The organism is Micromonospora humi, assembly GCF_900090105.1.
Taxonomy (GTDB): Bacteria; Actinomycetota; Actinomycetes; order Mycobacteriales; family Micromonosporaceae; genus Micromonospora; species Micromonospora humi.
Genome location: NZ_FMDM01000014.1, coordinates 66,541 through 89,295 on the forward strand (window position 1 = coordinate 66,541; position 22,755 = coordinate 89,295).

The 22,755-nt window shown below is 73.6% G+C and carries 21 protein-coding genes and 1 pseudogene; 8 read left to right on the top strand and 14 right to left on the bottom strand.

The window, feature by feature from the left end:
- The first annotated feature begins 88 nt into the window (after positions 1-88).
- Positions 89-667 carry a MarR family winged helix-turn-helix transcriptional regulator gene (locus tag GA0070213_RS24065; protein WP_091069310.1) on the top strand — a complete coding sequence of 193 codons (579 nt, stop codon included), beginning with the start codon at positions 89-91 and terminating at the stop codon, positions 665-667.
- A gap of 8 nt (positions 668-675) precedes the next feature.
- On the opposite strand, the gene GA0070213_RS32580 is transcribed toward GA0070213_RS24065, so the two are convergent.
- From GA0070213_RS32580 to GA0070213_RS24080, 3 genes are all read right to left on the bottom strand, one after another.
- Positions 676-1,671: a cobalamin B12-binding domain-containing protein gene (locus GA0070213_RS32580; protein WP_091069313.1), complete on the bottom strand. Its 996-nt coding sequence runs from the start codon at positions 1,669-1,671 to the stop codon at positions 676-678.
- Positions 1,668-3,257 (bottom strand): PP2C family protein-serine/threonine phosphatase, encoded by a 1,590-nt coding sequence (locus GA0070213_RS24075; RefSeq protein ID WP_245716531.1) that lies wholly within the window; start codon positions 3,255-3,257, stop codon positions 1,668-1,670. The genes GA0070213_RS32580 and GA0070213_RS24075 overlap by 4 nt, the downstream gene beginning before the upstream one ends.
- A gap of 210 nt (positions 3,258-3,467) precedes the next feature.
- Positions 3,468-4,727 carry an ROK family transcriptional regulator gene (locus tag GA0070213_RS24080; RefSeq protein ID WP_091069316.1) on the bottom strand — a complete coding sequence of 420 codons (1,260 nt, stop codon included), beginning with the start codon at positions 4,725-4,727 and terminating at the stop codon, positions 3,468-3,470.
- A 49-nt stretch (positions 4,728-4,776) separates the two neighbouring features.
- Here GA0070213_RS24080 and xylA point away from each other — a divergent pair, with 49 nt between their 5' ends.
- The 3 genes from xylA to GA0070213_RS24095 all read left to right on the top strand — a co-directional run bounded on the left by xylA (position 4,777) and on the right by GA0070213_RS24095 (position 9,010).
- Entirely contained in the window at positions 4,777-5,964 is a 1,188-nt protein-coding gene (gene xylA / locus GA0070213_RS24085; protein WP_091069319.1) for a xylose isomerase, read from the top strand.
- An 11-nt stretch (positions 5,965-5,975) separates the two neighbouring features.
- Positions 5,976-7,460 carry a xylulokinase gene (locus GA0070213_RS24090; protein ID WP_091069322.1) on the top strand — a complete coding sequence of 495 codons (1,485 nt, stop codon included), beginning with the start codon at positions 5,976-5,978 and terminating at the stop codon, positions 7,458-7,460.
- A 113-nt stretch (positions 7,461-7,573) separates the two neighbouring features.
- Positions 7,574-9,010, top strand: coding sequence for an MFS transporter (locus tag GA0070213_RS24095; RefSeq protein ID WP_091069326.1), 1,437 nt, complete (start codon positions 7,574-7,576; stop codon positions 9,008-9,010).
- Positions 9,011-9,069: 59 nt separating this feature from the next.
- On the opposite strand, the gene GA0070213_RS24100 is transcribed toward GA0070213_RS24095, so the two are convergent.
- The 5 genes from GA0070213_RS24100 to GA0070213_RS24120 form a co-directional block, all read right to left on the bottom strand.
- Positions 9,070-10,710: a glycoside hydrolase family 13 protein gene (locus GA0070213_RS24100; RefSeq protein WP_091069330.1), complete on the bottom strand. Its 1,641-nt coding sequence runs from the start codon at positions 10,708-10,710 to the stop codon at positions 9,070-9,072.
- Between the two features lie 40 nt (positions 10,711-10,750).
- A complete protein-coding gene (locus GA0070213_RS24105; RefSeq protein ID WP_091069333.1) occupies positions 10,751-11,821 on the bottom strand; it encodes a LacI family DNA-binding transcriptional regulator in 1,071 nt (356 codons plus the stop codon).
- A gap of 63 nt (positions 11,822-11,884) precedes the next feature.
- Positions 11,885-12,844, bottom strand: coding sequence for a carbohydrate ABC transporter permease (locus GA0070213_RS24110; RefSeq protein WP_091069337.1), 960 nt, complete (start codon positions 12,842-12,844; stop codon positions 11,885-11,887).
- A 1-nt stretch (position 12,845) separates the two neighbouring features.
- Positions 12,846-13,895, bottom strand: a complete 1,050-nt coding sequence (locus tag GA0070213_RS24115) for a carbohydrate ABC transporter permease (protein ID WP_091069340.1) — start codon at positions 13,893-13,895, stop codon at positions 12,846-12,848.
- 72 nt (positions 13,896-13,967) lie between these two features.
- Complete coding sequence (locus GA0070213_RS24120; protein ID WP_091069344.1) at positions 13,968-15,308, bottom strand: ABC transporter substrate-binding protein; 1,341 nt, start codon at positions 15,306-15,308, stop codon at positions 13,968-13,970.
- 238 nt (positions 15,309-15,546) lie between these two features.
- On the opposite strand from GA0070213_RS24120, the gene GA0070213_RS24125 reads away from it, so the two are divergent.
- Positions 15,547-16,323: a M23 family metallopeptidase gene (locus tag GA0070213_RS24125; RefSeq protein ID WP_091069348.1), complete on the top strand. Its 777-nt coding sequence runs from the start codon at positions 15,547-15,549 to the stop codon at positions 16,321-16,323.
- Between the two features lie 43 nt (positions 16,324-16,366).
- On the opposite strand, the gene GA0070213_RS24130 is transcribed toward GA0070213_RS24125, so the two are convergent.
- The 5 genes and pseudogenes from GA0070213_RS24130 to GA0070213_RS24145 form a co-directional block, all read right to left on the bottom strand.
- On the bottom strand, positions 16,367-16,864 hold the full coding sequence (locus GA0070213_RS24130) for a TspO/MBR family protein (RefSeq protein WP_091069352.1): 498 nt from the start codon (positions 16,862-16,864) through the stop codon (positions 16,367-16,369).
- Positions 16,865-17,009: 145 nt separating this feature from the next.
- On the bottom strand, positions 17,010-17,156 hold the full coding sequence (locus tag GA0070213_RS31680; protein ID WP_013288160.1) for a GPGG-motif small membrane protein: 147 nt from the start codon (positions 17,154-17,156) through the stop codon (positions 17,010-17,012).
- Positions 17,147-17,924: pseudogene (locus GA0070213_RS24135) on the bottom strand (metallophosphoesterase family protein). Before GA0070213_RS24135 ends, GA0070213_RS31680 begins: the two are co-directional and overlap by 10 nt.
- Before the next feature lie 10 nt (positions 17,925-17,934).
- Positions 17,935-18,144 carry a hypothetical protein gene (locus GA0070213_RS24140; protein WP_245716536.1) on the bottom strand — a complete coding sequence of 70 codons (210 nt, stop codon included), beginning with the start codon at positions 18,142-18,144 and terminating at the stop codon, positions 17,935-17,937.
- Positions 18,145-18,200: 56 nt separating this feature from the next.
- Positions 18,201-18,959, bottom strand: a complete 759-nt coding sequence (locus tag GA0070213_RS24145; RefSeq protein ID WP_281182318.1) for a nucleotidyltransferase — start codon at positions 18,957-18,959, stop codon at positions 18,201-18,203.
- On the opposite strand from GA0070213_RS24145, the gene GA0070213_RS24150 reads away from it, so the two are divergent.
- On the top strand, positions 18,922-19,575 hold the full coding sequence (locus tag GA0070213_RS24150) for a dTMP kinase (RefSeq protein ID WP_245716532.1): 654 nt from the start codon (positions 18,922-18,924) through the stop codon (positions 19,573-19,575). The genes GA0070213_RS24145 and GA0070213_RS24150 overlap by 38 nt on opposite strands.
- Here GA0070213_RS24150 and GA0070213_RS24155 read toward each other — a convergent pair.
- Positions 19,560-20,243: an SDR family NAD(P)-dependent oxidoreductase gene (locus GA0070213_RS24155; protein WP_091069621.1), complete on the bottom strand. Its 684-nt coding sequence runs from the start codon at positions 20,241-20,243 to the stop codon at positions 19,560-19,562. The two genes, GA0070213_RS24150 and GA0070213_RS24155, sit on opposite strands and share 16 nt — an antisense overlap.
- A 336-nt stretch (positions 20,244-20,579) precedes the next feature.
- Between GA0070213_RS24155 and GA0070213_RS24160 the strand changes: the two genes are divergently transcribed.
- Positions 20,580-21,494 (top strand): MurR/RpiR family transcriptional regulator, encoded by a 915-nt coding sequence (locus GA0070213_RS24160; RefSeq protein ID WP_091069367.1) that lies wholly within the window; start codon positions 20,580-20,582, stop codon positions 21,492-21,494.
- Positions 21,491-22,438: an N-acetylmuramic acid 6-phosphate etherase gene (murQ, locus tag GA0070213_RS24165; protein WP_091069370.1), complete on the top strand. Its 948-nt coding sequence runs from the start codon at positions 21,491-21,493 to the stop codon at positions 22,436-22,438. The genes GA0070213_RS24160 and murQ overlap by 4 nt, the downstream gene beginning before the upstream one ends.
- Positions 22,439-22,755 lie beyond the last annotated feature (317 nt).

A 22,755-nucleotide genomic window follows, 5' to 3' on the forward strand; every position in this document is an offset into this window, starting at 1 on the left:
CCTTTGCACAGGTCGCCGGCCTGGTCCGGGGAGTAGTGTCGGGCCCACCATGACCGAAGAGCCCGGTCCCGTGGGACCTGAAGCGAGTATGTCCGCCGCCCTGGACGAGGCAGCGGGCACCCTGCTCGGCGTCTGGGAGGCGGCCCGGGAGCAGACCACCAGCCGGCTCTCCGGGGCACAGTTGCGCGCGGTCATGGTCGTCGAGCAGCACGACGGGATCAACCTCCGTCGGCTCGCCACGCTCACCGACATGCTGCTCTCCTCCGCCAGCCGGCTCTGCGACCGCCTGGTGGCCGCCGGCATGCTGGAGCGGGAGCCGGGCCGCCACGACCGCCGGGAGATCTCGCTGCACCTCACCCCGGAGGCCGAGCGGCTCCTCGCCGAGCTGCGCGCCGACCGGCGGCGTCGCCTGGCGCGGATCCTCGGCGCGATGAGCCCGGACGGGCGGGCGGCGTTGCTGCGCGGGATGCGCGAGTTCGACGAGATCGGCCGCCGGGGGGCGGCGGCGGTCGCCGGAGGCTGGCCGGTGTTGCAGCCGTCGGGCGAGCGGCTCGGTGATCCCCTGGCCGACCTGGCGGCGCCGCCCCGGTCCGGCGGGCCGGCGCTGACCCGACGACCCGGCGAGCCGATCCCGCCCGACGAACCCCCGGTGATCCGCACCGCCTGACGTCGCGTTCAGCCGGTTGCGACCGCGGCCCGGGCGTTCCGCAGTCGCGCGGCCACCCGGGGATGCTCGGCCAGGGCCCGCTCCAGGGCGGCGAGCACGTCGTCGAGCAGGCGCCGGCCGCCCCGGGCGGTGAGCGCCTCCTCCTGCCACCCGAGGAAGTCCAGCAGCAGCCGGTCGTCGTCCACCCGCGCCGTCGCGATCAGCGCGTCCACCAGGTGCGCGATGCCGGACGCGACGTCCTCGGCGGCCTCCTCCGGCACGTCCACCGCCGCCAGCGCGAGCCGGACCAGTTCCCGCCGGCGGTGCAGCACCGCCACGTACGCGTCGTCCGCCGGCGGTGGCGGTGGGCCGGTGTGCGTGCCGGCGGGCAGCGGCCCGGACAGCAGCCGCACCGCGTCCCGGGCGCTGGCCCCCCAGGCCGCCGCGCCGATCGCCGTCGCCCATCGGCCCTCGGGGCCGAAGCCGGGACCACCGGCCAGCACCGGCACCCCGGCGGCCCGACTGGCCTCCACCATCCGCGCCGCCCGGACCAACCGGTTGGGTTGTACGCAGCTCAGCAGCACCGCGTCGGGGCCCGTCTGGTGCAGGTAGGAGACCAGGTGCCGGGCCGGCACGCTGGCACCCAGGAACGTCACCCGCCAGCCGGCCGCCCGGACCACCTCGCTGACGATCCGGGCCGCCAACGCGTGCCACTCGCCCTCGACGCAGGCCACCACCACGTGCCCACGGCGCGGCGCGCCGACGGCCGTACCCAGCGCGTCGACCACCAGCTCGCTGACGTGGGTGGCGGCGTGTTCCTGGGCGACGCTCCAGGAACCGGTGAGCCAGCGTCGCCCGATCTCCCGCTGGGCCACCGCGACCAGGTCGACCAGGACGTCCGCGACCGAGCAGCCCTCCGCCAGCAGGCCCCGGGCCAACGCCACGGCGCCGGCCCGGTCGGCCCGTTCCAGGTGCTCGAGGTACGCGGCCAGGGTCGCCGGCCCGATCCGGCCGCCCGGACTCACGACGCCGCCACGGCCAGCATGGCGATGTCGTCGTGCGGCTGCCCGTCGAGCCACTCGTCGACGAGTTGGAGCACCCGGTCGACCAGCGCGGCCGGCGGCAGCCCGGCCCCGGAGGCGAGCGCCTGGCGCAGCCGGTCGTCGCCGAACATGGCCAGCTCGGTGGGGCCGCCCCGGGCCTCGGTCACCCCGTCGGTGTACGCCAGCAGCAGGTCGCCCGGGGCCAGTCGCACCTCCGCCTCCGCGAACCTCGCCGCGGTCAGCGCGCCCACCGGCATGCCGCCCACCCGCACCACGTCGATCCCGCCGCCGGCGCGGATCACCAGGGGCGCGGGGTGCCCACCACCGGCCACCCGGACCAGCAGCCCGCCGTCGGGTTGCCGGTCCAGCGTCCCGAGCAGGAGCGTGGTGAACTGGGCCCGGGCGGCCGCGCCCGGCGCGTCCAGCAGCGCCCGGTTGAGCAGCGCGATCAGCTCCCGGGGACGCTGCTCGACCAGGCGCAGCGTCTGCAACGACTGGCGGACCCGGCCGGTGAGCACCGCCGCGCCCACCCCCTTGCCGCAGACGTCACCGAGCGCGAAGAGGCCGCCGGTCGGGGTGGGGAACAGGTCGTAGAAGTCGCCGCCGATGCGCAGGCTGTCCCCGGCGGCGCGGTAGCCGCCGGCCAGGGTCACCCCGTCCAGGTGCGGCAGCTTCGGCGGGAGCAGGCTGTTCTGCAGGACCCGGGCCAGGTGGGTCTGCTCGCCGTACAGTTCGGCAGCGGCCAGCGCGGCGCCGGCCCGGCCGGCGAACTCCCGGGCCAGCGCGATCTCCCGCTGGTCGAATCCGGCGCGGTCGGGGCGGCGGGCCAGGATCAGTGCGCCGGCCGGCCCACCGGCGCTGGGCATGGGGCTGATCAGCACGGTGCCCGGGCGGCCGAAGCCCGCCGGCAGCACCTCGGCCAGGTCGGCCAGCTCGGCGTCGAGCCAGGGACTGGGCTCGGTGAGGTCGCCTTCGAGCGCCTCGACCAGGCCGGGGACCGATTCCGCCGTACGCCAGCCGGCCACGCCGGTGACCGGGGTGGACTCGCCGTCGGCGCACCGGATCCAGTGCGGCTCGTCCTCGGCCGGTGGCGGCGGCCGGTGCACCACCACGGCGACGTCGGCCAGGTAGGGCACCGGCAGGGTCACCGCGGTGCGCAGGGTCTGCTCCCGGTGCAGGGAGAGCCCGAGCCGGCTGCCGGCCCGGGCCAGGAAGGCGGTGCGGGAGCGCTCGGCGAGCAGCGCGTCCGTGCGGGCCTGCTCCTCGGTGACGTCCCGCACATACCAGGCGCAGCGGTCGCCGGCCAGCTCGCGGCGCAGGCCGCGCAACCGCCGGCCGTGATGCTCGGTCTCGAACGTGTCGGCGCCGTCGCGGGCCGCCTCGGCCAGCGCCGGCACCCGGCACCCGGCCAGGCCCACGCCGGGCGTCAGCTCGGGGAGCAGCTCCGCCGCCATGGCGTTGACCAGTGTCACCACGCCGGCCGGGTCGATCGTGACGACCGCCTCGGCCAGCCCGTCCAGCAGCTCGCGGGCGAGCCGGTCGTCGGCCGGCAGCGCGGCCCCGGCCACCCGCCGGGGTCGTTTCCGGGGGACGGGTCCACCGCCGCTGACCGGCCCGGCGACACCGCCCCGGCGTGCGGCGGTCACCGCCGGTGGCCGGGCGCTTCGGCCGGTCGACCGGTGTGCATGCTGTCGGTGCGCTCCTCGCTCGGCGGACAGGTTGCCTCCCGGCAAGCGTACCGAGCGGGTACGACGAATGCCCGTCGAGGACGGCTCCGATCAGGGCGTCCGGGTGAGCCAGCCGACCGGCCGGTCGACGATCCGGCGGACCACCGAGGTGGCGCCGCCGACCGCTGCGGACTGGGCCCCGAGCACGGCGGGCCGCACCGTGACCGGGGACCACGCGGCGGTCAGCACCCGGCGGGAGATCTCTGCCACCACCGGCGGGCGCAACCAGGGCGCGAGCGGCGCGTATCCGCCCCCGAGCACCACCGTGTCCAGGTCCAGCAGGTTCACCACGCCGGCCACCGCCACGCCGAGCGCGGTGCCGGCGTCGGCCAGCGCCGCCAGGGTGGCCGGGTCGCCGCCCTCGGCCAGGTCGGCCAGGCGGGTGGCGGCGGTGTCGGCGGGCAGTTCCGCGCCGGGCAGCCCGGCGGCGGCCAGGATCGCCTCCTGGCCGGCGTACCGCTCCAGGCAGCCCTGGCCGCCGCAGCGGCACGGCCGTCCCTGCGGTTGGACCGGGAAGTGACCGATCTCTCCGCTCCAGCCACGGGCGCCCCGGTAGAGGGCCCCGTCGAGCACGATGCCGGCGCCGATGCCGATCTCGCCGGTGACGTGCAGGAAGCTGCGGGGCCCGGGCGCCGTGGCGTACAGCTCGCCGAGCGCGGCGAGGTTTGCCTCGTTGTCGACCACCAGCGGCGGCACCCCGTCGACCGGCTCGGCGAGCGGGTGCCCGGCCAGCAGCGCCGGCACGTCCACGTCCCGCCAGCCGAGGTTCGGCGCGAGCCGGACCAGGCCGCCGTCGCCCACCAGGCCGGGCACGGCCAGCGCCGCGCCGGCCAGGGTCAGTCCGTCGCGTACGGCGGCGGCGCGGGCCTCGGCGGCGAGCGCGGCCAGCCGGGCGAGCGCGTCGGCGGGGGAGGCCGGGCGCAGGTCGGCGCGGCGGACCAGGTGGTGCCGGACCGTACCGGTGAGGTCCACCACGCAGGCCGCCAGGTAGTCGACGTTCACCTCCAGGCCCAGCCCGGCCGGGCCGTCGGCGGCCAGCAGCAGGCCACGGGCCGGCCGGCCCGCCCCGGTGCGGGGAGCCGGTTCCGCCTCGACGACCAGCCGCCCGGCGATCAGGTCGTCGACGACCGCGGAGACGGTGGCCCGGGTCAGCCCGGTCCGCGCGGCGAGCTCCGCCCGCGACGGCGGGCGGTCGGCGGCGGCGATCCGCCGGAGCACCACCGCGAGGTTCAACTCGCGCAGGCTGCCCTGCCGGACCGCTCCGGCGGTGCTGGCGCTGGTCACCACTTGACACTGCCACATCCCCGCCATTTAATTCAACCGCTGAACAAATCGCGGACCACACCACCCGGAGGTTCCCATGGCACCCCGTCCCACCCCCGCGGACAAGTTCTCCTTCGGTCTCTGGACCGTGGGCTGGCCGGCCCGCGACCCGTTCGGCGACGCCACCCGGCCCGAGCTGGACGCCGTCGAGGCGGTGCACCGGCTCGCCGAACTCGGCGCGTACGGGATCACGTTCCACGACGACGACCTGGTCCCGTTCGGCGCGGACGCCGCCACCCGCGACGCCCGGATCGGCCGGTTCCGCAAGGCCCTCGACGAGACCGGCCTGGTGGTGCCGATGGTCACCACCAACCTCTTCACCCACCCGGTGTTCAAGGACGGCGGGTTCACCAGCAACGACCGCGACGTCCGCCGGTACGCGCTGCGCAAGGTGCTGCGCAACGTCGACCTCGCCGCCGAGATGGGCGCGAAGACGTTCGTCATGTGGGGCGGCCGGGAGGGCGCCGAGTACGACGTGGCCAAGAACGTCCAGGCCGCGCTGGACCGCTACCGCGAGGCCGTCGACCTGCTCTGCCAGTACGTCGTCGACAACGGTTACGACCTGCGCTTCGCGCTGGAGCCCAAGCCGAACGAGCCCCGGGGCGACATCCTGCTGCCCACCGTCGGCCACGCGCTCGGCTTCATCTCCACCCTGGCCCGCCCGGAGATGGTCGGGCTCAACCCGGAGGTCGGCCACGAGCAGATGGCCGGGCTGAACTTCGCCCACGGCATCGCCCAGGCGCTCTGGCAGGGCAAGCTGTTCCACATCGACCTCAACGGCCAGCGCGGCATCAAGTACGACCAGGACCTGGTCTTCGGCCACGGCGACCTGCTCAACGCGTTCGCCCTGGTCGACCTGCTGGAGCACGGCGGTCCGGACGGTGGCCAGGCCTACGACGGCCCGCGCCACTTCGACTACAAGCCCTCGCGCACCGAGGACATGGACGGGGTGTGGGCCTCGGCGGCCGCGAACATGAGCACCTACCTGCTGCTCAAGGAGCGGGCCGCGGCGTTCCGCGCCGACCCCGAGGTGGCCGAGGCGCTCGCCGCCGCCCGGGTGGCCGAGCTGGCCACCCCGACGCTCGACGCGGGTGAGGGCTACGCCGAGCTGCTCGCCGACCGGACCGCGTTCGAGGAGTTCGACCCGGAGGCCGCCGGGGCGAAGGGCTTCGGCTTCGTCCGGCTCAACCAGCTCGCCGTCGAGCACCTGCTCGGCGCTCGCTGAGGCGGCCCGCCATGCCGCTCGTCGCCGGGGTCGACTCGTCGACCCAGTCCTGCAAGGTGGTGGTCCGGGACGCGGAGACCGGCGCGCTGGTCCGGCAGGGCCGCGCGCCGCACCCGCCCGGCACCGAGGTCGACCCGTACGCCTGGTGGAACGCCCTGCGGGCGGCGGTGGCCGAGGCCGGCGGGCTGGCCGACGTGGCCGCCGTCTCGGTCGGCGGCCAGCAGCACGGCATGGTCTGCCTGGACGAGGCGGGCGAGGTGGTGCGCCCGGCGCTGCTGTGGAACGACACCCGCTCCGCCGACGCGGCCCGGGACCTGGTCGAGGAGGCCGGCGGCGGGGAGATCGGCCGCCGGTTCTGGGCCGACGCGACCGGCGCGGTGCCGGTGGCCAGCTTCACCGCCACCAAGCTGCGCTGGCTGGCCCGGCACGAGCCGGCGAACGCGGACCGGGTGGCCGCGGTGTGCCTGCCGCACGACTGGCTCACCTGGAAGCTCGCCGGCGCGCCCGGGCTGGCCGCGCTGCGCACCGACCGGGGCGACGCCAGCGGCACCGGCTACTGGTCGCCGCACACCGGTGAATACCGGTTCGACCTGCTGGAGCGGGCGTTCGGCCGGCGGATCCGGGTGCCGGTCGTGCTGGGCCCGGCCGAGGTGGCCGGGCGGCTCGACCCGGCGGTGCTCGGCGACGTCCCGCCCGGCCCGGGGTCCGGCGCGGTCGGTCCGTCCGGCCCGAGCGCCGGCGCGGCCGATGGTCCGGGGGCCGGTGGGGTGCTGCTCGGGCCGGGGACCGGCGACAACGCCGCGGCGGCGCTCGGCGTCGGCGCCGGCCCGGGCGACGTGGTCGTCTCCATCGGCACCTCCGGCACCGTCTTCGCGGTCGCCGACACCCCGGCCGCCGACGCCACCGGCGCGGTGGCCGGCTTCGCCGACGCCGGCGGCCGGTTCCTGCCGCTGGTCGCCACGCTGAACGCGGCCCGGGTGCTCGACGCCGCCGCGACCCTGCTCGGCGTCGACCTGGACACGCTCGGCGAGCTGGCCCTCTCCGCCCCGCCCGGCGCGGACGGGCTGGTCCTGGTGCCCTACCTGGAGGGGGAGCGCACGCCGAACCGGCCGGACGCCACCGGCACGCTGCACGGCCTCACGCTGGCCACCTCGAACCCGGCCCACCTGGCCCGGGCCGCCGTCGAGGGGCTGCTCTGCGGGCTGGCCGACGGCCTCGACGCGCTGCTCGCCCAGGGCGCCCGCGCCGACCGGATCATCCTGGTCGGCGGCGGCGCCCGGTCCGCCGCGGTACGGCGGATCGCCCCGCAGGTCTTCGGCCGCCCGGTGGTGGTCCCGCCACCCGGGGAGTACGTCGCCGACGGCGCGGCCCGGCAGGCCGCCTGGGTGGCGCTGGGCGGCGACACCCCGCCGGACTGGTCGATCGGCGACACCGAGGAGTACACCGCCACCCCCGTCCCCACCATCCGCGAGCGCTACGCCCACGCCCGGGGTTAAGGAGGGGCCCCCGCTTAACGGATTCTGCATAGGCGGGGGCCCCGCTTAACACCGGACGCGGCGCGCCGGGGGGTCGTGGTGCGCGCCGGGCGCAAGCCTGGTTGGCTGCCGGCATGAGCGGCACGATGGTCTCCCGGCGCGGGAACGCGGCGCACCGGCTCTACAGCGTCGTCGTCTTCGTGGTGCTCGCCTCGCTGGACAACGTGGCGATCGGCCTGGTGCCACCGCTGTACGGGCCGATCTCCGGCGCGCTCGGCGTACCCCAGCGGTTGCTCGGCCTGGTCACCGCCGTCAGCTTCCTGGTCAGCGCGGTGGCCGCGGTGGGCTGGGCGTACGTCGGCGACCGCACCAACCGCAAGCCGCTGCTCATGGTCGGCACGCTGATCTGGGCGGCCGGCACCGGCGGCAGCGCGCTGGCCGAGCGGTACCCGACGTTCCTGGCCGCGCAGCTCGTCGCCGCTGTCGGGCTGGGCGCGGTCGGCTCGGTCGGCTTCTCCGTGGTCACCGATCTGATCTCGCCGCGCCGCCGCGGCCTGGTGATGAGCTTCTGGGGCCTGTCCCAGGGCGTCGGCACGCTGGCCGGCACGCTGGCCGGGGGCCTGCTCGGGGCGACCGACTGGCGGCGGCCGTTCCTGCTGCTGACCGGCGTCGGTCTGGCCGCCACCGTGGCCTACCTGTTCACGTACGACATCGCGCGCGGGCAGAGCGAGCCGGAGCTGGCCGACGCGCTGGACGCCGGCGGCGAGTACGACTACCGGATCAGCCGCGCCGACCTGCCCCGGATCCTGGCCCGGCGGACCAACCGCTGGCTGATCCTGCAGGGGCTCACCGCCCAGGCCGCGTTCGGCTCGCTGGTCTGGCTGCCGGTGCTGTTCAGCCAGCGGGCCGAGGCGCAGGGCTACTCGGCGGCCACCGCCGTCGTGGTGGGCAGCGTGTTCGCCACCCTGTTCCAGCTCGGCGGCGTGCTGTCCATCGTGGGCGGGCTGGTCGGCGACGCGCTGCAACGGCGTACGCCGAGTGGCCGGGCCCTGGTCGCGGCCGTGGGCATCCTCGCGGCCGTGCCGTTCTACCTGGTCCTGTTCTTCGTGCCGATCCACATCGACGTGCCCGACGGCGCCGGCTCCGGCGCGGTGGTGGCGGCCGTGCTGTCCAGCGTGCTGACCGAGCCGACGGTCGGGCTGAGCCTGCTCACCGCCGTGGTCGCGCTGGCGCTCACCTCGGCCAACTCGCCGAACTGGTTCGCGCTGATCGCCGACGTGAACCCGCCCGAGCACCGGGGCACGGTCTACAGCCTCGGCAACCTGGTCAACGGCGTGGGGCGGGCGGCCGGCAACGGGCTGGTCGGGGTGGCGTTCGCCGCGCTGCGGGTGGCTTTCCCGCCGCCGCTGAACTACGCCGTCGGGCTGGCCGCGTTCCAGCTGTTCTTCGTGCCGACCGGGATCATGTACTGGCTGGCCGCCCGCACCTCACCCCGGGACATCGCCCAGGTGCACGCGCTCCTGCACACCCGCGCCGACCGCCTGGAAGCCGAAGGCGGGGGCCCCGCTTAACAGGTGGGTGTTAAGCGGGGCCCCCGCCTATGCAGAAAGCGTTAAGCGGGGCCCCCTCCTTACACCCACCACACGGTGACGTCGGTGGGGACGGCGGTGCCGTCCAGGGGGGCGCTGGAGGCCAGCACCGTGGCGCCGTCGGGCAACGGCACCGGGGCCGCGCCGAAGTTGGTCAGCACGGTCAGGTCGCCGTTGGTGAACGTGAGCACCTCGTCGCCGGAGGAGAGGAAGCGCATCGGCCCCCGGGCCAGCCCGTGCTCGCGGCGCAGCCGCAACGCGGTCCGGTACAGCTCGTACGTCGAGCCGGGCACCCCGCGCTGCCGGTCCAGCGCGTACTCGGCCCAGACCGGCGGCTGGGGCAGCCAGCTCGCGTCGGTCGGGCCGAAGCCGTACGACGGGGCGTCGGCCTCCCACGGGATCGGCACCCGGCAGCCGTCCCGGCCGCGCTGGGTGTGCCCGCTGCGGGCCCAGGTCGGGTCCTGCCGGGCCTCGTCGGGCAGCGTGGTGTGCTCCGGCAGCCCCAGCTCCTCACCCTGGTAGAGGTAGGCCGACCCGGGCAGCGCGAGCATCAGCAGGCTGGCCGCCCGGGCCCGGCGCAGGCCGAGCGCCGCGTCGGGCTGCGGGTCGTCGACGCCGATGCCGTTGGTCCGCCCGCCGCCGGTGCTCAGCCCGAGCCGGGAGGCGTGCCGGACCACGTCGTGGTTGGACAGCACCCACGTGGTGGGCGCGCCGACCGCGTCGGTGGCCTCCAGCGAACGGGTGATCACCGCGTACTGGGCCGGGGCGGTCCAGGCGGCCATCAGGTACTCGAAGTTGAACGCCTGGTGCATCTCGTCGGGCCGGACGTAGCGGGCCAGCCGCTCGGCCGGCTCCACCCACGCCTCGGCGACCAGGACCCGCTCCCCGGCGTACGAGTCGAGCAGCCGCCGCCACTCCCGGTAGATCTCGTGCACGCCGTCCTGGTCCCACATCGGCGGGCGCGGCTTGTCCGCCTCGTTGCCGGAGAGGATTTCCTGCGGCTCCTGCCAGTCGGCCAGGTCGGCCTGCTTGATCAGGCCGTGCGCCACGTCCACCCGGAACCCGTCGACGCCCCGGTCCAGCCAGAAGCGCAGCACGTCGAGGAACTCCTCGCGGACCTCCGGGTTGTCCCAGTCGAGGTCGGGCTGGCCGGTGTCGAACAGGTGCAGGTACCACTGGCCGTCGGGCAGCCGGGTCCAGGCCGGGCCGCCGAACACGCTCTCCCAGTCGTTCGGCGGCTCGGCGCCGTCCGGGCCCTTGCCGTCGCGGATGACGTAGCGCCGCCGTTCCGGGCTGCCCGGCGCGGCGGCGACGGCCGCGGCGAACCAGCGGTGCGCGGACGAGGTGTGGTTGGGCACCAGGTCGACGATCACGCGCAGGCCGCGGGCCTTCGCCTCGGCGATCATCTTGTCGGCGTCGGCGAGCGTGCCGAAGAGCGGATCGACGTCCCGGTAGTCGGCCACGTCGTAGCCGGCGTCGGCCTGCGGGGACGGATAGAACGGGGACAGCCAGACCGCGTCGACCCCCAGCTCGGCGAGGTGGTCGAGACGGGCCGTGATGCCGGGCAGGTCGCCGATGCCGTCGCCGTCGGAGTCGGCGAACGAGCGGGGGTAGACCTGGTAGATGACCGCCTCGGTCCACCAGCCGGTGGCCGGGGCCTGCTTCGTCGCGTCGGTGTTCAGCGCCTTCTCCCTGTCGTTGGTGCGGGACGAACGGGTCCGTTCAGTGTGCCCGGGGCGGCGCGGTCGACTCGCGCACGACGAGCCGAGTGGGGAGGATCACCGAGGTCGGCGTCCGCCGGTCGCCGTCGGCGCCGCGCGGCTCCGGCACCAGCCCGGGGTACGGGTCGGCGGCGCGCGTGCCCAGCGGGTCCAGCAGGATGCGGGCGGCGAGCCGTCCCTGGTCGGCGGCGGGCTGGGCGATGGTGCTCAACCCCAGCACGCCGGCCAGGTCGTGGTCGTCGATGCCGATCACGCTGACGTCCTGCGGCACCCGCAGCCCGGCGTCGCGCAGCGCGGTGACCGCGCCCATCGCCATCTCGTCGCAGGCGGCGAAGATGGCGGTGGGCGGTTCGCCCCGGGCGAGCAGCTCGGCGGTGGCGTGGGTGCCCCCGTCGATGGTGAACCGGGATTCGACGTCGAGGCTCGGGTCGGGTCGGAGGCCGGCGGCGCGCAGCGCCTCCTGGTAGCCGCGCCGGCGGTCCAGGTGGGTGGTGAAGGCCAACTCGTCGTCCGGGTCGCCGGAGATGTGCGCGATCCGGGTGTGCCCGAGGTCGAGCAGGTGGCGGGTGGCGGTGCGGGCGGCGGCCACGTCGTCGATCCGGACGCAGGGCCAGCCGGGCACGCCGCTGCCGGAGCTGATGGTCACGCCGGGCAGGTCGAGTTTGGTGAGCGCGTGCACGTCGGCGGCGCGCAGCGGGGTGGCGACCAGGATGATCGCGTCGACCCGCTTGTGTAGGGCGGCCGTGCGCAGCACCCGCTGGCGGGTCTGCTCCCGGCCGCCGAGGTTGTAGAGCAGCAGGTCGTAGCCGTTCTGCTGGAGGTAGTCCTCGACGGCCTCGACGACCGTGCCGAAGAACCACCTGGTGATCCGGGGGACCACCACCGCGACGGTGCCGGTCCGCCCGCCGGCCAGCCGGGAGGCGCTGGGCGAGACCGCGTACTGGAGCTGCTCGGCGGCGGCGAGCACCCGGCGGCGGGTGGCGGCGGAGACGGTCGGCAGGCCGCGCAGCGCGCGGGACACGGTGGCCGTGGAGACCCCGGCCAGCCGGGCGACGTCGTCAATCTTGGTCATCGTGGCTCCCCGCTGCGACCCGGGCCCCGCCGCCGTCGGACCCGGCGGCGGCGGGGCGGCGGATCAACCCTTGACGCTGCCGGCGAGCAGGCCCCGCACGAAGTAGCGCTGGAGGGACAGGAACACCAGCAGCGGTACGACGATCGACACGAACGCGCCGGCGGTGAGCCGTTGCCACTCGTTGCCCCGGGTGCCGGCCAGCTCGGCGAGCCGGACCGTCAGCGGGGCGGTCTCGTCGCCGCCCCCGGCGAAGATCAGCGCGACCAGCAGGTCGTTCCAGACCCAGAGGAACTGGAAGATGCCGATCGCCGCCAGCGCGGGCGTGATCAGCGGCAGCACGATGGTGCGGAAGATCTTCGGGTGGGTGGCGCCGTCGACCCGGGCCGCCTCCATCAGGTCGCCGGGGAGCTGCGAGATGAAGTTGTGCAGCAGGTAGACGGCGAACGGAAGCGCGAAGCAGGTGTGCGCGAACCACACCTGGGCGAACTTCTGCTCGTCGACCAGGTCCCAGGCGGGGAGGAGCTGGACCCCGCCGAGGGTGACGCCGGTGGAGAAGAACCGCAGCAGCGGTACGAGGGCCATCTGCAGCGGCACGATCTGCAGCGCGAAGATGCCGATGTAGAGCCAGTCCCGCCCCTTGAAGTTGATCCACGCCAGCGCGTACGCGGCGAGGGAGGCGAACGCGATGGGGAACAGCACCGAGGGGATGGTGATCGCCAGCGAGTTGATGAAGTAGCTGGCGAGCTGCCCCGACGAGCCGGTGCTGAACAGCACGTCCTGGTAGTTCTGCAGGGTGAACTGCGGGTCGCTGAAGAACGTCCACCAACCGGTGGTCTTGATCTGGTCCTCGGGCCGGAACGAGGAGATGAACAGGCCGAAGGTCGGGATCGTCCAGAGCAGCGCGAGCACGATCGAGACGAGCGTGGCGGTGCGGCTGTTGAGCCGCTTGCGGACCCGGGCGGCCCGGGTGAGCGGCGCCGGGGGTTGGACGCCGGCTCCGACGGTGGGCGAGGCGGTGGTCATCTCAGCCCTCCCGCTGCTTGCGCAGGTTGCGGATCTGGTAGATCACGAGCGGCAGGACCAGGACGAACAGGAAGACCGCGAGCGCCGAGCCCTGCCCGTTCTCGCCGTACCGGAACGCCTGGTTGTACATCTCGGTCGCGATCACGTTGGTGTCGTAGTTGCCGTTGGTGGCGGTCCGTACGATGTCGAAGACCTTGAGCGTGGCGATGGAGATCGTCACCACCACCACGATCAGCGCCGGCCGGATGCTCGGCATGGTGATCCGCCAGAACATCTGCCACGGCGTGGTGCCGTCCAGTCGGGCCGCCTCGATGATGTCCGCCGGGATGGCCTTGATGGCTGCGGAGAGCACCACCATGGCGAAGCCGGCCTGGATCCACACCATGATCACGATGAGCAGGAACGTGTTCAACGGCGAGTCCAGCAGCCACTGCTTCGGCTCGCCGCCCAGGGTGACCACGATCTGGTTGAGCAGGCCGATCTGGTCCTGCTCGTCGCCCCGGTAGGCGTAGATGAACTTCCAGATGATGGCGGCGCCGACGAACGAGATGGCCATCGGCAGGAAGATCAGCGACTTGGCGGCCGACTCGAACCTGGCCTTGTCCACCAGGACCGCGTAGATCAGGCCGAACGCGCTGGCCACCAGCGGCACCAGCAGCACCCAGATCAGGGTGTTGATCAGGACCCGGAAGATCGAGTCCTCGTCGAACATCCAGCCGTAGTTGTCCAGACCCACCCAGTTGGTGCTGCTCGAGTCCATGAAGGAGAGCAGCGTGGTGCGGACGGCCGGGATCACCAGCCCGATGGTCAGGAACAGCAGCGTCGGCAGCAGGAAGAAGAACGCGAACGCCCCCTCGCGCTGCTTGCGCCGGCGGGGTGCCGGGGCGCCGCTCGCCGAGGCCGCGACCAGTTGCGCCTCCCGGCGCCGGGCGAAGAAGGCCGGCACCACGTCGAGGAGCAGGAGCAGCCCGCCCACCACCGCGACGAAAGCGATCAGCCCGTACATCAGCATGAGGAACTTCGGCTGTTCCGCCGCGAAGTCGAACTCCATCAACCCTCCCTCAAGGGTTCGGATACGGGTGGGTGGTCCGGCCCGCGACGCGGACCGGACCACCCGCTCGGATCACTTCCAGCTGCCCTCGATGTCGTTCAGGACGGTGGTGGTGTCCTTGCCGTTGATCCAGGCGACCATGCCCTTCCAGAACGTGCCCGCGCCGACCGCGGCCGGCATCAGGTCCGAGCCGTCGAAGCGGAAGACGGTCTTGGGGTCCTGGAGGATGCCCACGGAGAGCTTGTCCACCGGGTTCGGGACGTTGTTGATGTCCAGCTTCTTGTTCGCGGACACCCAGTCACCGATCTTGGCCCGGCTGTTGGCGTACTCGCCGGAGGCCAGGTAGGTCTGCACGGCCTGGACCTCGGGACGGTCGGCGAAGGCGGCGACGAACTCGCCACCACCCAGCACCGGCTTGCCCTTGGCCGGGTCGATGGCCGGGAAGTAGAACGCGAAGACGTCGCCGTCCTCGGCCACCTTGGTGCCCTTCGCCCACTGGTTGGCGTAGAAGGACGCCTGCCGGTGCAGCGCGCACTTGCCGCTGAGGACCGGCGCGCCGGCCTCCTGGAACGAGGTGGTGGCGATGCTCTTCACGCCGCCGAACCCGCCGTTGACGTACTTCTCGTTCTTCAGGATGGTGCCGGCCTGGTTGACGGCCGTGGCGACCTGCGGGTCGTTGAACGGGATCCCGTGGGTGGTCCACTTGTCGTAGACCTCCGGCCCGCCGGTGCGCAGCAGGACGTCCTCGATCCAGTCGGTGGCCGGCCAGCCGGTGGCGTCACCGGACTCGATGCCGGCGCACCACGGCTTGGTGCCGCTCGCCGCGATCTTGTCGCTGAGGTCGATCAGCTCCTGCCAGGTGGTCGGGACCGACCAGCCCTTCTCCTTGAAGGTCTTCGGCGAGTACCACACGAAGGACTTCACGTTGGAGCCCAGCGGGGCGCCGTAGAACTGGCCGTTGACGGTGCTGTACTTCAGCCAGTCGGGGGAGTAGTTCTGCTCGGCCATGGCCTTGGTGTCGGCGCCGGCCGGCTTGAGCTTGCCCGAGTCGACGAACCGCTTGAGCAGGCCCGGCTGCGGGATGAAGGCGATGTCGGGGGCGTTGCCGCCGTCCACCCGGACGGGGAGCTGGGCCTCGAACTCGCCGGAGCCCTCGTGGTCGATGTCGATGCCGGTGCAGTCCTCGAACTCCTTCCAGGACTGCTGGAGGCGCTCGTCCTCGATGTCCCGGATCGACGAGTAGATCGAGACCTTCTTACCGTCGTTGCCCTGGTACTTCTCGTATGCCGCGCACTCGGCCGAGCCCGCCTTGTCGCTCTTCTTGTCGTTGCCGGTGCCGCAGGCGGCGACGCCGAGCGCCAGCCCCAGCACGCCGGTGACCGCGAGAGCCTGGCGTGATCTGGCAAACGCCATGCCGATCTCCTTCCTTGCCGGCGCGTGGGGGATATCGAACCCGCGCCGGTCCGATGGTCGTCCCCACATGTAAGCGCTTGCATCCCGCGTGGTCCACCCCTAGCGCGGACACGGCCCGGTAACAATCCCGAAACCCGGTCACCCCTGGTGGGTGCGCTCCCACGGATCTTCCGCGGAACGGAACTTTCTGCCACGCTGTCCGTATCGAATTGAAGACTTTCAACATAGGAGGCAGTGGATGCGCAAGCGGTGGCTCAGTCTCGCGGCGGGCGTGGCGGTCCTGGCCGCGACCGTGGTCCCGGCGGCGCCGGCGCTGGCCGCGCCGACGTTCAAGGTCCCGTTCCCGTGCAACCAGTCCTGGTCCGGGCAGACCCGGTCGGACCACAGCCCGGCCAACGCGATCGACTTCAACCGCACCGACGACCTGGGCGACCCGGTGGTGGCCAGCGCGCCCGGCACCGTCGACGTGGTGACCAACCTCGGCGACACCAGCTACGGCAAGTACGTCCGGATCAACCACGGTGGCGGCTACACGACCTACTACGCCCACCTGAACGCCTTCAACGTCTCGGTCGGGCAGACCGTCGGCTACGGCCGGGTGATCGGCTACGTCGGCACCACGGGCGGCTCCACCGGCCCGCACCTGCACTACGAGCAGCGCCTGAACGGCAGCTCCGTGAAGATCAAGTTCAACGGCGCGCAGGCTCTCTACTGGGGTACCAAGACCTACACCAGCGACAACGGCTGCGCCGGATCGAACACCGGCGCCGGCACGGTGAACACCGCGGGCGCACCGCTGACCGTGCGCTCCGGCCCGGGCACCGGCTACAGCGCGGTCGGCACGGTGGCCGACGGGGCCGGCGTGACGATCCACTGCCAGACCACCGGCACCACGGTCACCGGCACCTACGGCACCAGCTCGATCTGGGACCGGATCGGCTCCGGCCGGTTCGTCTCCGACGCCTACGTCTACACCGGCTACGACGGCTACATCCCGAGCGTGCCCCGCTGCTGACGCCGGCCGGCGCGGGGGCGGCGGCCCCCGCGCCCGGAGCGGGTCAGGCGTTCATCCGCCAGATGGCGAGGTTCAGCGCGGCGGCGAACGTGACCCACGCCCAGTACGGCAGCATCAGGAACGTCGCCGGCCGGGACACCCGCCGGAACAGGAACACGGTCACGCCGATCGCCAGCCACATCAGCACGATCTCGGCGAACGCCAGCCCGTAGCGGCCGGCGCCGAAGAAGAGCGGGGTCCAGATCGCGTTCAGCACGAGCTGCGCACACCAGGCCCAGAGCGCGGGGCCGAAGCCGACCCGTCGCCAGACCAGCCAGCCGGCGATCGCGATCAGCGCGTAGAGCACGGTCCAGACCGGGCCGAACAGCCACGACGGTGGCGCCCAGGACGGCTGGTCGAGGCTCTGGTACTCGGCGGAGGTGCCCCGGACACCCAGACCGCCGATGGCGGCGGCGGCGAACGTGGCGGCGCCGAAGCCCACCAGCGCCCACCACTTCCGGGCCCCGGCGGTGCGCCGGGTGGCACGCTGCGACATCTCCATGGTCGAGATATTGCCGTTTCGCGCCGGGGGCAAACCCACCCGGACGCGAAAGCGCCGGGATCGTCGGGTCCGGGCGCTCCGGTCTGGGAGGACAGAGCGCCGAACCCGACGACCCCGGCGGGTCAGGGGTGTTGCGGTCGGACGGTTACGTGTTGAAGATGCTGACGCCACCCGGGCCGACCAGCAGGCCGACGACGATGAGGACGATGCCCCAGAGGATCTGCCGGCGGAAGAGGGCGAGAATTCCGGCGACCACGAGTACGACTGCGAGAATCCAGAGAATCAGCTCCATGGCGGCTGGATACCCGGGTGTCCGATCCCGGAAACCTCCCGCTCAGTCGAGCTGTTCTCCCAGGTGGAAGACGCTGTACGCCTGCTTGATCACGGGGTGCGCGACGTTGCGTACCCGGACCCCGCCCGGGGTGGTGCCCCGCTCGGTGCCGTGGTGGGCGTGCCCGTGCAACGCCAGCGCGGTGGGCGCCGAGTCGATCGCCTGCCCGAGCTGGTAGCAGCCGAGGAACGGGTAGATCTCCAGCGGCTCACCGGCGAGCGTGTCCGGCACGGGGGCGTAGTGGGTGAGCGCGACCAGCGCGTCGCAGTCCAGGGAGAGCAACGCGGACGCCAGCGCGTCGGCGCTCTCCCGGGTGGTCCGCACGAACGACTTCATCTCCGGCTCGCCGAAGTCGCTGGCGCACCGCCCGGCGAACCCGCCGCCGAAGCCCTTCACCCCGGCCACGCCGAGCCGCCCGCCGGCGCACTCCAGCACGGTGCCGGTGCCCTCCAGCACGGTGATCCCGGCATCCTCGAGCACCTTGACCACCTGTGGCACCTGGTCGCACTGGTGGTCGTGGTTGCCGAGCACGGTGATCACCGGCACCCCGAGACCGCCGAACTCGCGCGCCACGCAGCGCGCCTCGGCCTCGGTACCGTGTCGGGTCAGGTCGCCGGCGAGCAGCAGCACGTCCGCGCAGTCCGGCAACTCCTCCAGCGCCGGGCGGAACCGGCCAACCACGTCCTCGTCCACGTGCACGTCGCCGACGGCGGCGATCCGGATCACCATCGAACCTCCCTCACGGCAGCTCCTCGACCTGGGTGGGCGCCTGCGTGCGGATCACACCGATGTCGCTGGTCACCGGCGTGTCGGGGAAACGCTCGGCCACCCGCCGCAGGATCTCCTCCCGCCGGTGCGGGCTCTCCACCTCGCCGGAGAGCACCAGCCCGCGCTCGTGGCGCGCCACCGTGATGCCCTGTTCGGCCACGGACGGGTCCTCGGTCAGCATGTTCTGGATCTCGGCCTCGACGTATTCGTCGGGGGGCGCGTCGCCGGGCTGTCCGGTCACGGGGTCTCCCTTCCGCCGGGCGCGCCGTCGGGCAGCACGTCCAGCCGGTCGAGCAGCACCAGAAACGCCTCCGCGTACGGCGAGTGCTGCGTTTCCTTCCGTACCCGTTCCCAGTCGATCTGCTCCCGCAGCGAGCGGGCGAGCGGCAGGGCGCGGGCGAAGTCGCAGTAGTGCTGGGAGAAGCTGAGCAGCTTGTGCACCATGAGCTGGCTGGCCGAGAGCACCGGCATGCGGATCGCGTCGACCGGCCGCACGATCGTGTCGGCGAATGTCTCCTCGGTCACCGGGGTCTCGATCGGCCGGTGGATGAGGTCCACCATCCGGTCCTCGTCGTAGACCTTGACCAGCCAGTCCTCCGGCGGGCGCTCGGCGGTGAAGCCGGCCTCGACCAGCGCCTCCAGCGCCCGGTCGACGTCGCACTCGCGGAGCAGGAAGTCGACGTCGTGGTCGCTGGAGTGCCCGCCGTGGGCGTACACCGCGAAGCTGCCGCCCAGCGCGAACGGGATCTCGGACTGCTTGAGCACGGCGGCGACCTTCTTCAGCGTGTGCACCAGGGTCTCGTCCCCGCGCTCGGCCATCTGGGTCTCCCGTCGTCGTCGTGGGCGGTGAGATTGAGTGGCGTACCCGGCGGACGCTCCGGTCACACCTTCCGCATCCACCTGGGGAGGAACGCGACAAAACGGTAGCCGCGAGCACCTGTCGGATATCCTCGGGGAGGTGGCCAGCTCACTGCGCACCGTCGCCCTGATCGGCATCGACGGCTCGGGCAAGACCACCCAGGCCCACCTGCTCGCCGAGGCGCTCACCGCCGCCGGCCACCGGGCCACCTACCACCGCAACGCCGGCGGCCGTCGCTGGCTCGGCCGGCTCGCCCAGCGGGTCGGTCGACCCGACGCGCAGCGCCTGGTCGGGCGCGACGGCCTGCTCGCCGTCGAATCCGTGCTGCGCTGGCTGGCCATCGCGCTCGCGCTGCTCAGCTGCCTGCTCACCGGTCGCACCGCGGTGATGGACCGCTGGTCCGCCTGCCAGTACGCCAGCATCCGGGCGCACGGCGGCCAGCGGTGGGAGCGGCTGGCCCGGGCCGGCTACCGGGTCTTCCCGCCGCCCCGGGTCACCTTTCTGCTGACCGTCGACCCGGTCGAGGCGTACCGGCGGATCGAGCGGCGCGGCACCGACCACGAGAGCATGCGGTGGCTCACCGCCGCCGACGCCGCCTACCGGTCGCTACCGGAGTACGCCGGTTTCGTGGTGGTGGACGGCAGCGGCGAGCCGGAGGAGGTGTCCCGCCGGATCCGGGCGCACCTGAGCGAGTGGCTGCCGGACGACCCGACCGCCCTGGCCGGCCCGGTGCCGGTTCAGGCCAGCCCGTAGACCGGGACGCTCGCGCCGCTGGTCGGCGCGGACTCGTCGCCGGCCAGGAAGCGGATCACCGAGGCGATCTCGGCCGGCGGCACCCACCGCCGGTGGTCGGCCTCGGGCTGGGCGGCCCGGTTGGCCGGGGTGTCGATGACACTGGGCAGCACCGTGTTGCACCGCACCCCGCGCTGCCGGTACTCCACCGCTACCGCGTTGGCGAACGCCTGCACCGCGGCCTTGGCGGTCACGTAACCGGCCGCGCCGGGGAAGGGCGCCACCGCGGCGCGCGCCGAGACGCAGACCACCGCGCCGCCGCCGGCCGCCACCAGGTGCGGCAGCGCCGCGTGGGTGACCAGGTAGGTCGGGCGCAGGTTGAGCCGCAGCAGGCGCTCGAACTCCTCGACCGGGGTCTCGTGCACCAGGCCGCCACTGGCGTACCCACCGACGAGGTTGACCACCGCGCGCAGCGGCGCCGCGGCCTCGGCGGTGGCCTCCGCCACCGCCCGCGCGGCCCCCTCGGGGGTGAGCAGGTCCGCCACCACCCGGACCGGGCCCTCGGCCGCCGTCTCCCCGGCCTCCCGACCGGGTACGACCACCCGCCAGCCGTCGGCGAGGAACGCGGCGGTGACCGCGCCGCCCAGTCCACCCGTGCCTCCGGTCACCAGCACCGTGCGATCCACCATGACCACACGGTAGCGGCCGCGGGTCCGCCGGCCGCCCGCCACAGCACCACCCGGCGGTCACGATGAGCGACGTCGAGGGTCGGCGGCGGTCGGCGCGGCGGCGGCGGGAGGTCGGCCCGGCTGACCGGTGGTCCGATGCCGGCCGTCCGGGCCGGGTGGGCGGCGTGACGGTCGATCGGGCGCACCTCCGACGGGCTCGAGTCGACCGGACCGGATGAGGCGGCCGGGCTGCGGTGATGGGACCCTGGGCGTGGGTGCCGGGCGCGGAAGGCGGTAAATTTCCCGATACGCGGCGTCATGGTTGACGCTCACGCCCTCTGAAAGTAAGTTTCATCCGTGGCGAAGAGTCCGAAGATTTCTGCGAGTCACGAGCCCGGTGGACTGATCGTCCACATCAGCGGGCTCCTGCCCTCGCTGTCCCCGGCCGAGCAGCGGGTGGCCCGGCTGGTCGTCGCCGATCCGGCGGACGCGGCCCGGCGCACCATCACCGACCTCGCCACCGCCGCGGAGACATCCGAGGCGACAGTGATCCGGTTCTGCCGCTCGGTCGGCATGGACGGTTATCCCCAGCTGCGCATCCGGCTCGCCGCCGAGGCCGCCCGCCGGGTCGAGCCACCGGACGCCCGGGTGGTGGGCGGCGACATCCCGCCCGGCGCCGACCTGGCCCAGATCATCGCCACCATCGCGTTCAACGACGCGCGGGCGGTCGAGGAAACCGCCGAGCAGCTCGACCCGGCGGTCTGCGAGCAGGTGGTCGAGGCGATCGGCGCGGCCGGCCGGATCGACGTCTACGGGGCCGGCGCGAGCGGCTTCGTCGCCTCCGACTTCCAGCAGAAGTTGCACCGCATCGGCCGTATCGCCTTCTACTTCCCGGACGTGCACACCGCGCTCACCTCGGCCGCGCTCCTGGGCCGGGGCGACGTCGCGGTCGGCATCTCGCACACCGGCACCACCTCCGACGTCATCGAGGTCCTGGAGCAGGCCCGGGCGCGCGGGGCCACCACGGTGGCGCTGACCAACTTCCCCCGCTCGCCGATCACCGAGGTCGCCGACCACGTGCTCACCACCGCGGCCCGCGAGACGACCTACCGGTCCGGCGCCACGGCGAGCCGGCTGGCCCAGCTCACCGTGGTCGACTGCCTCTTCGTCGGGGTGGCCGCCCGCAGCCGGGCCCGGACGAAGAAGGCCCTGGAGGCCACCGCCGAGGCGGTCCGGTCGCGCCGGGTCGGCCCCGGCCGGAGGCGGGCATGACGGCGGGCCGGGTGGAGCGCGACGAGGTCGCCGCGGTCCGTCCGGTGGTACGCGTCGGCGCGCCGACCGAGCGACGCAACCCGCAGAGCGTCGACCTCGACCTGATGTCGACCCGGGACGTGCTCACCGTCATCAACGAGGCCGACCGGCGGGTGCCGGCGGCGGTCGCCGCCGTGCTCGACGAGATCGCCGAGACCGTCGACCTGGCCGTGGCCGCGCTGCGCGGCGGGCGCCGGGTGCACTACTTCGGCGCCGGCACGTCCGGCCGCCTCGGCGTCCTGGACGCCGCCGAGCTGGCCCCGACGTTCAACTCGCCGCGGCACTGGTTCTGCGCGCACCTGGCGGGCGGGCCGGAGGCCATGTGGCGGGCCGTCGAGGACGCCGAGGACGACGAGCGTGGCGGCGCCGCGGAGGCCACCGAGTGCGTGCGTCCCGGCGACCTGGTGGTCGGCCTGGCGGCCAGCGGGCGCACCCCGTACGTCCTCGGGGCGCTCCGCGCGTCCCGGGCGCGGGGGGCCGGGACGGTGCTGCTCTGCGCCAATCCGGAGGCCGAGGCCGCCGGATCGGTCGACGTGTTCATCGGGGTGGACACCGGACCCGAGGTGGTGACCGGGTCGACCCGGATGAAGGCCGGCACCGCGCAGAAGCTGGTGCTCAACACGTTCTCCACGGCCGTGATGGTGCGCCTCGGCCGGGTCTACTCGAACCTCATGATCGACATGGTGGCCACCAACGCGAAGCTGCGCGGCCGGATGATCTCGATCCTGATGGAGGCCACCGGGTGCGCCGAGGAGGTTTGCCGGGTCGCCCTCCAGCAGGCCGACGGCGACCTCAAGACCGCCCTCGTCGCGCTGGTCTCCGGCGCCGAGGTGCCCGCCGCCCGGGCCGCGCTGGCCCGCTCCGCCGACCAGGTACGCGGCGCCCTGGCCCTGCTCGCCTCCTGAGTTCCGCACGTTCCACCCGCCGGCGCATCCGCCCGGCGGGTGCGACGCGTATCACGTGGCGGGAGGGGACGGCTCTCCCCGTGCGGATTGTTCAACCAGGCGGAGGGTAATCCTTCCCCGTGGCTGAACCGACCGGTCCGCTCCGCGCGTATCTCGCAGTGACCAGGATCGCAAAGGCACGGTGACGCGGCTCGCTGTGTTCATGGAACACGCAATGGTGCCATTCCATGGGCGGGCGGCGAATCCGCTGCTCCGGGCCCCGTTCACCAGGGCGTCCGCGGGCTGCCCGAGCAGGGGTCCTGACAGGAAACATGGAC

Excerpts from the sequence above, each read along its gene's own strand:
- GA0070213_RS24140 (WP_245716536.1), bottom strand. The coding sequence starts at position 18,144 with ATGCTGACCGAGGACCCGTCCGTGGCCGAACAGGGCATCACGGTGGCG.
- murQ (WP_091069370.1), top strand. The coding sequence starts at position 21,491 with ATGACGGCGGGCCGGGTGGAGCGCGACGAGGTCGCCGCGGTCCGTCCG.
- GA0070213_RS24120 (WP_091069344.1), bottom strand. The coding sequence starts at position 15,308 with ATGGCGTTTGCCAGATCACGCCAGGCTCTCGCGGTCACCGGCGTGCTG.
- GA0070213_RS24125 (WP_091069348.1), top strand. The coding sequence starts at position 15,547 with ATGCGCAAGCGGTGGCTCAGTCTCGCGGCGGGCGTGGCGGTCCTGGCC.
- GA0070213_RS24080 (WP_091069316.1), bottom strand. The coding sequence starts at position 4,727 with ATGGCGGGGATGTGGCAGTGTCAAGTGGTGACCAGCGCCAGCACCGCC.
- GA0070213_RS24065 (WP_091069310.1), top strand. The coding sequence starts at position 89 with ATGTCCGCCGCCCTGGACGAGGCAGCGGGCACCCTGCTCGGCGTCTGG.
- GA0070213_RS24095 (WP_091069326.1), top strand. The coding sequence starts at position 7,574 with ATGAGCGGCACGATGGTCTCCCGGCGCGGGAACGCGGCGCACCGGCTC.
- GA0070213_RS24115 (WP_091069340.1), bottom strand. The coding sequence starts at position 13,895 with ATGGAGTTCGACTTCGCGGCGGAACAGCCGAAGTTCCTCATGCTGATG.
- GA0070213_RS24110 (WP_091069337.1), bottom strand. The coding sequence starts at position 12,844 with ATGACCACCGCCTCGCCCACCGTCGGAGCCGGCGTCCAACCCCCGGCG.
- GA0070213_RS24130 (WP_091069352.1), bottom strand. The coding sequence starts at position 16,864 with ATGGAGATGTCGCAGCGTGCCACCCGGCGCACCGCCGGGGCCCGGAAG.
- GA0070213_RS24155 (WP_091069621.1), bottom strand. The coding sequence starts at position 20,243 with ATGGTGGATCGCACGGTGCTGGTGACCGGAGGCACGGGTGGACTGGGC.
- GA0070213_RS24145 (WP_281182318.1), bottom strand. The coding sequence starts at position 18,959 with ATGCCGATCAGGGCGACGGTGCGCAGTGAGCTGGCCACCTCCCCGAGG.
- GA0070213_RS24105 (WP_091069333.1), bottom strand. The coding sequence starts at position 11,821 with ATGACCAAGATTGACGACGTCGCCCGGCTGGCCGGGGTCTCCACGGCC.
- xylA (WP_091069319.1), top strand. The coding sequence starts at position 4,777 with ATGGCACCCCGTCCCACCCCCGCGGACAAGTTCTCCTTCGGTCTCTGG.
- GA0070213_RS31680 (WP_013288160.1), bottom strand. The coding sequence starts at position 17,156 with ATGGAGCTGATTCTCTGGATTCTCGCAGTCGTACTCGTGGTCGCCGGA.
- GA0070213_RS24090 (WP_091069322.1), top strand. The coding sequence starts at position 5,976 with ATGCCGCTCGTCGCCGGGGTCGACTCGTCGACCCAGTCCTGCAAGGTG.